Here is a 4,691-nt window from a genome sequence, read left to right as displayed (position 1 = left end):
GTGGGCCTGGCGGCCCGCACCCGCGAGGCCAGCGGCGCGCGCCTGCTCATGGGCCGCCTGGACGCCGAGCGCATGGCCCATGCCGCCGCCCAGCCCGCCGACGAGGCCGAGTACCGCCTGGGCCTCTTCCGCACCTGCGGCTCGCCGGCCGAGTGGATCGCGGCGGTGGAGGGCGGGCGCCGCGCGGCCCAGGCTCTCGCGCCCGCCGTCGCCGCCGACGGGGTGCTGGACGGCGACGAGGGGCCGCTGCCGGGCGCGCCGGGGTGGCGCTTCCTCTGGACGCCGGGGCACACGGCCGGGCACGTCTCGCTCTTCCGCCCGTTCGATCGGGCGCTCGTGGCCGGCGACGCTGTGCTGCCCCGCATCACCCCCACGCTGGGCGTGAACCGCCAGCGCGAGGACCCGGTGGGCGATTACCTGGCCGCGCTGGACCGGCTGGACGCCCTCGCGCCGCGCGTGGTGCTGCCCGGCCACGGCGACCCGCCGCCGGATCCGCTGGCCCGCATCGCCGAGCTGCGGGCGGCGGCGGAGGGCGAGACCGAGGCGGTGGCCGCGCTGCTGGACGGCGCCCCCGCCACCGCGTGGGAGCTGGTGGACCGGCGCTATCCCGGCCGCGAGCTTCCGCCCGGCGCGCGGATGCTGGCCCTGCGCGAGACGCTGGCGCACCTGGACCGCCTGGCCGCCGCCGGCCGCGCCCGCCGCCAGGAGCACGACGGCGCCGCCGGCTTCGCCCGCGCCTGAGCCCCGCCGCCGCAGCGCGGGCGGGACCCACACAACCGCTGGAGACCGTGATGGGAAAGTTCTTTCTGCTGCTGCTTCTGGCCATAGGCGTCGTCGCGATCTCGCGCCCGTTGCGCGAGCGGGTGAAGCCGCACGTGCAGTTCGCGCTGAACCCGGCGTACTCGTGGAGCGCGCGCAACGAGGTGAACGAGCTCGCCCAGGACGTGGAGACCGAGAAGACGCTCGGGCACTCGGTTCCCACGCCGCAGGCGTTCCCCGCGTTCGTGCACCAGCAGAACCCCAGCGAAGGGGGCGAGCTGGACCCGTGGGGCAACCCGTACTACCTGCAGGCCACCCGCACCACCTACGCCGTGGGCAGCAACGGCGCCGACGGCGTGCAGGGCACGGCCGACGACATCCTTTCCAAGCCCGGCTCTCGCTGAGCCGCTCTCCTGCGGACCGGCGGGCGTGGAGGAGCAGATGCTCAAAGTGGGACTGACGGGCAACATCGGGGCGGGCAAATCCGCCGTCGCATCCGTCTGGCGGTCGCTGGGCGCGACGGTGGTGGATGCCGACGACCTGGCCCGCCGCGTGGTGGAGCCGGGCACGCGCGCCCTGGCCGAGATCGCCGGCGCCTGGGGCAGCGAGGTGGTGGCCCGCGACGGCGAGCTGGACCGTGCCGCCCTGCGCCGCATCGTCTTCGCGGACCCGGATGCGCGCGAGCGGCTGGAGGCCATCGTGCACCCCGCCGTCGCCAAGCTGCGGGATGCGGAGTACGCGGAAGCCGCGGGCCGCGGCGAGAAGGTGGTGGTGGGCGAGATCCCGCTGCTCTTCGAGGCGGGGCTGGTGGACGAGTTCGACGTCGTGGTCCTGGTCGACGCGCCGGAGGAGACGCGGATGCTGCGCCTCGTGGGCGGTCGTGGCCTGGACCCGCAGGACGCGCGCGCCATGATCGCCGCGCAGATGCCGGCGGAGCTGAAGCGCGCCCGCGCCGACGTGGTGATCGAGAACACGGGCTCTCTCGCGGACCTGGAGCGGCGCGCGGCGGAGGTGTGGGAGGAGCTTTCCGAGCGCGCGGAGCGGGGCGAGGGCGCCGCGGCGGGCACCGGCGGCGACGCGGCCCGTGGCTGATGCCGCGGGCCCGGCCCGCACGCTGCGGGTCGACATGCACTGCCACACCCGCCTCTCGTTCGACTCGCTCAACGCGTACGAAGGCGTGCTCGCCACGGCGCGGGCGCGCGGCATCGACCGGCTCTGCATCACCGACCACAACGAGGTGGACGCCGCGCTCCGCCTGCATGCGGAAGATCCGGAGCTGGTGATGGTGGGCGAAGAGGTGAAGACGGCCGAGGGCGCCGACATCATCGGCATCTTCCTCACCGAGCGGATTCCCAAGCGCACCCCGGCGCGCGAGACGTGCGAGCGCATCCTCGCGCAGAGCGGCGTGGTGTACATGCCGCACCCGTTCGACACACGGCGCTCGGGCGGCGCCGCGCTGCTGGACGAGCTTGCGGATTTGGTGGACGTGGTGGAGGCGCACAACTCGCGTACCTGGCGCACCGAGCTGAACCGCCGCGGCGAGGAGTGGGCGGTCGCGCACGGCAAGCCGCTCGGCGCCGGCTCCGACGCGCACACGCTGCGCGAGATCGGCCGCGGGTTCGTCGAAGTCCCGCACTTCGAGCCGAACCGCGAGAGCTTCCTCGCCGCCCTCCGCGACGGGCGCGTGGCGGGCCGCGAGTGCTCGTCGCCCTTTTGCAGCCTGTTCTCCACCTACGCGAAGATCCACAAGCTGTTCGCGGGCAAGGGCTAACCACTCCGCATCACCTTGACGCGCGCCGCCGCCGGACGGTTTCGCCCGCCGCCGATGCGCCGTATCTTCCCCCACGACCCGAAGCCACGGGCGGCCCTCCAGCCGCCCGTCCGCATTTCCGGCGAGGATGATGTAGACGATGAGCGCGGACGCACCCGTCGCCCGCCGCGCATCCGCCGTGACGCCGCGGACCGCTATATCAGCGGAGACGCGAACGAGCACGGAAGATGGGCCGCCGATCATCGACCGAGATGCGCATCTGCCCATCTCCCAAACAGCTCGACGGCCGACGAACCGCCCCGCATCTCCCGCCACGCCCGCCACCGTCCGGCGAAGCCGAGAGCGAAGCGCGTAGCGGAACCCGCGGACCCACGCCAATGGCTTCGTGCCCTCGCCCGCTTGCGGGAGAGTCGTCCACGAGCTTCGCTCACCCTAGCGGATGAAAGTGTTGCTACATCACCATTTCGGTGATTTCGCGAAGCTCACTTTCTTTTCAGGGCAGGCGAGCCTTGCGAGCCGGGTGAGGGCCCCTCTCAGCACTCGAAACAGATGACCGACCACGCCGGAACCCCGCCGTACCGCAACGAAGCCCTGCTGGGCCTGGGCAGCATCTTCCTGGGTCCCAAGGGCGAGAACGCCGACGTCTTCGAGCGCCTGCTGCTGGAGGCGTTCCGCGACCACGTGTTCTGGCGCCGCAACTTCCACCCGGAAGACGGCTTCCAGGTGCGCGAGACGGAGAAGCACAGCCCCGAGTACGACCGCGCCATCTCCGTCCTCTCGCAGGAGCTGATGGGTCTGCTGGGCGAGCTGAAGGCGGGCGTGCCCTTCTTCAGCCCGCGGTACGTGGGGCACATGTCGTCGGACCTGACGATGGCGAGCCTCATCGCGTACTTCGCCACCATGCTGTACAACCCCAACAACGTGGCCGCCGAGGCGTCGCCGGTGACCACGCGCATGGAGCTGGAGGTGGCCGCGCAGATCGCGCGCATGATCGGCTACGTGCCCGAGCGGCACTGGGGCCACCTCACCTCGGGCGGGACGGTGGCGAACTACGAGGCGCTGTGGGTGGCCCGCAACGTCAAGTACCTGCCCGTGGCGGTTCGATGGGCGGCCGAGGAGCTGGGCGTGGACCGCCTGAAGGTGCGCCTGCCCGACGGCTCTCAGGCGTTCGTCGCCGACATGGACCTGTGGCAGCTCCTGAACGTGATGCCCGAAGACGCGCTGGACGCGGCCGAGGCGCTGCGGGAACGGGCCGACGACCCCATGCAGGCGGTGCAGGCCATCTCCATGAACTCGCTGGAGGGGCTGGGCTACCAAGGCTTCGACCGGCGGCTCAAGGCCGAGTTCACGGACTCGCTCGCGGCGGCCGTGGTGCTCGTGCCGTCCACCGCGCACTACTCGTGGGAGAAGATCTGCCGCTCGCTGGGCGTGGGCGCCGCGCAGCTCGTGCACGTGCCGGTGGACCGCCGCTTCCGCATGGATCCGGCGGCGCTGGAGGACACCGTCCGCGGCCTGGTCGCCCGGCGGCAGCCCATTATCGCCTGCGTCTCCGTGATCGGGACGACGGAGGAGAGCGCGGTGGACCGCCTGGACCTGGCGGCGGATGTGCGCGACCGGCTGGCGCGCGAGCTGGGCGTGGGTTTCGCGCTGCACGCGGACGCGGCCTGGGGCGGCTACGCGGCGGCCATCACCCGTGACGCGGACGGTGCCCGCCGCTCGTACGGCGACGCGCTCCGCGACTTCGCGCCCGAGGCGTGGCCCGAGGAAGGCGTGTACCGCGCCCTCTGCGCGCTGGACCGGACGGATTCGGTGACCATCGACCCGCACAAGCTGGGGTTCATCCCGTATCCGGCCGGCGCCGTCGCCATCCGCGACGGGCGGGCGCGCGACCTGATCGCGGTCGATGCGCCGTACCTCTTCCACCGCGGGGCGTCGGAGTGGGGCTACATCGGGCGCTTCATCTTCGAGGGGAGCAAGCCGGGCGCGGCGGCGGCGGCGGTGTGGATGAGCCACAAGGTGCTGCCGCTGGACGCGACGGGCTACGGACGGCTGATCGGCGAGACGGCGCGCGGGGCGCTCACGCTGCACCGCCGCATCAGCGGGGGAGACTGGGACCCGTTCCGCGTGGTGCCGCTGCCGCTGCCGGACCTCAACATCGTCT

The 4,691-nt window shown here is 72.8% G+C and carries 5 protein-coding genes; all 5 read left to right on the top strand.

The window, feature by feature from the left end; all coding sequences use genetic code 11:
* Positions 1–741 (top strand): MBL fold metallo-hydrolase (locus VFE05_08630; protein HET6230121.1); only part of this gene is annotated, 741 nt, incomplete at its 5' end.
* A 50-nt stretch (positions 742–791) separates the two neighbouring features.
* Positions 792–1,163 (top strand): type II secretion system protein GspG, encoded by a 372-nt coding sequence (locus tag VFE05_08625; protein ID HET6230120.1) that lies wholly within the window; start codon positions 792–794, stop codon positions 1,161–1,163.
* A 37-nt stretch (positions 1,164–1,200) separates the two neighbouring features.
* Positions 1,201–1,851, top strand: coding sequence for a dephospho-CoA kinase (gene coaE, locus VFE05_08620; GenBank protein ID HET6230119.1), 651 nt, complete (start codon positions 1,201–1,203; stop codon positions 1,849–1,851).
* A complete protein-coding gene (locus VFE05_08615; protein ID HET6230118.1) occupies positions 1,844–2,530 on the top strand; it encodes a PHP domain-containing protein in 687 nt (228 codons plus the stop codon). Before coaE ends, VFE05_08615 begins: the two co-directional genes overlap by 8 nt.
* A gap of 549 nt (positions 2,531–3,079) precedes the next feature.
* On the top strand, positions 3,080–4,691 hold a 1,612-nt coding region (locus VFE05_08610; GenBank protein HET6230117.1), incomplete at its 3' end, for a pyridoxal-dependent decarboxylase.

It is taken from the genome of Longimicrobiaceae bacterium (assembly GCA_035696245.1).
GTDB lineage: Bacteria > Gemmatimonadota > Gemmatimonadetes > Longimicrobiales > Longimicrobiaceae > DASRQW01.
This window is presented reverse-complemented; position numbering and strand designations above follow the sequence as displayed.

What these genes read in the sequence shown, in the direction of transcription:
- VFE05_08625 (HET6230120.1), top strand. Translation starts at nt 792, where the DNA reads ATGGGAAAGTTCTTTCTGCTGCTGCTTCTGGCCATAGGCGTCGTCGCG.
- coaE (HET6230119.1), top strand. Translation starts at nt 1,201, where the DNA reads ATGCTCAAAGTGGGACTGACGGGCAACATCGGGGCGGGCAAATCCGCC.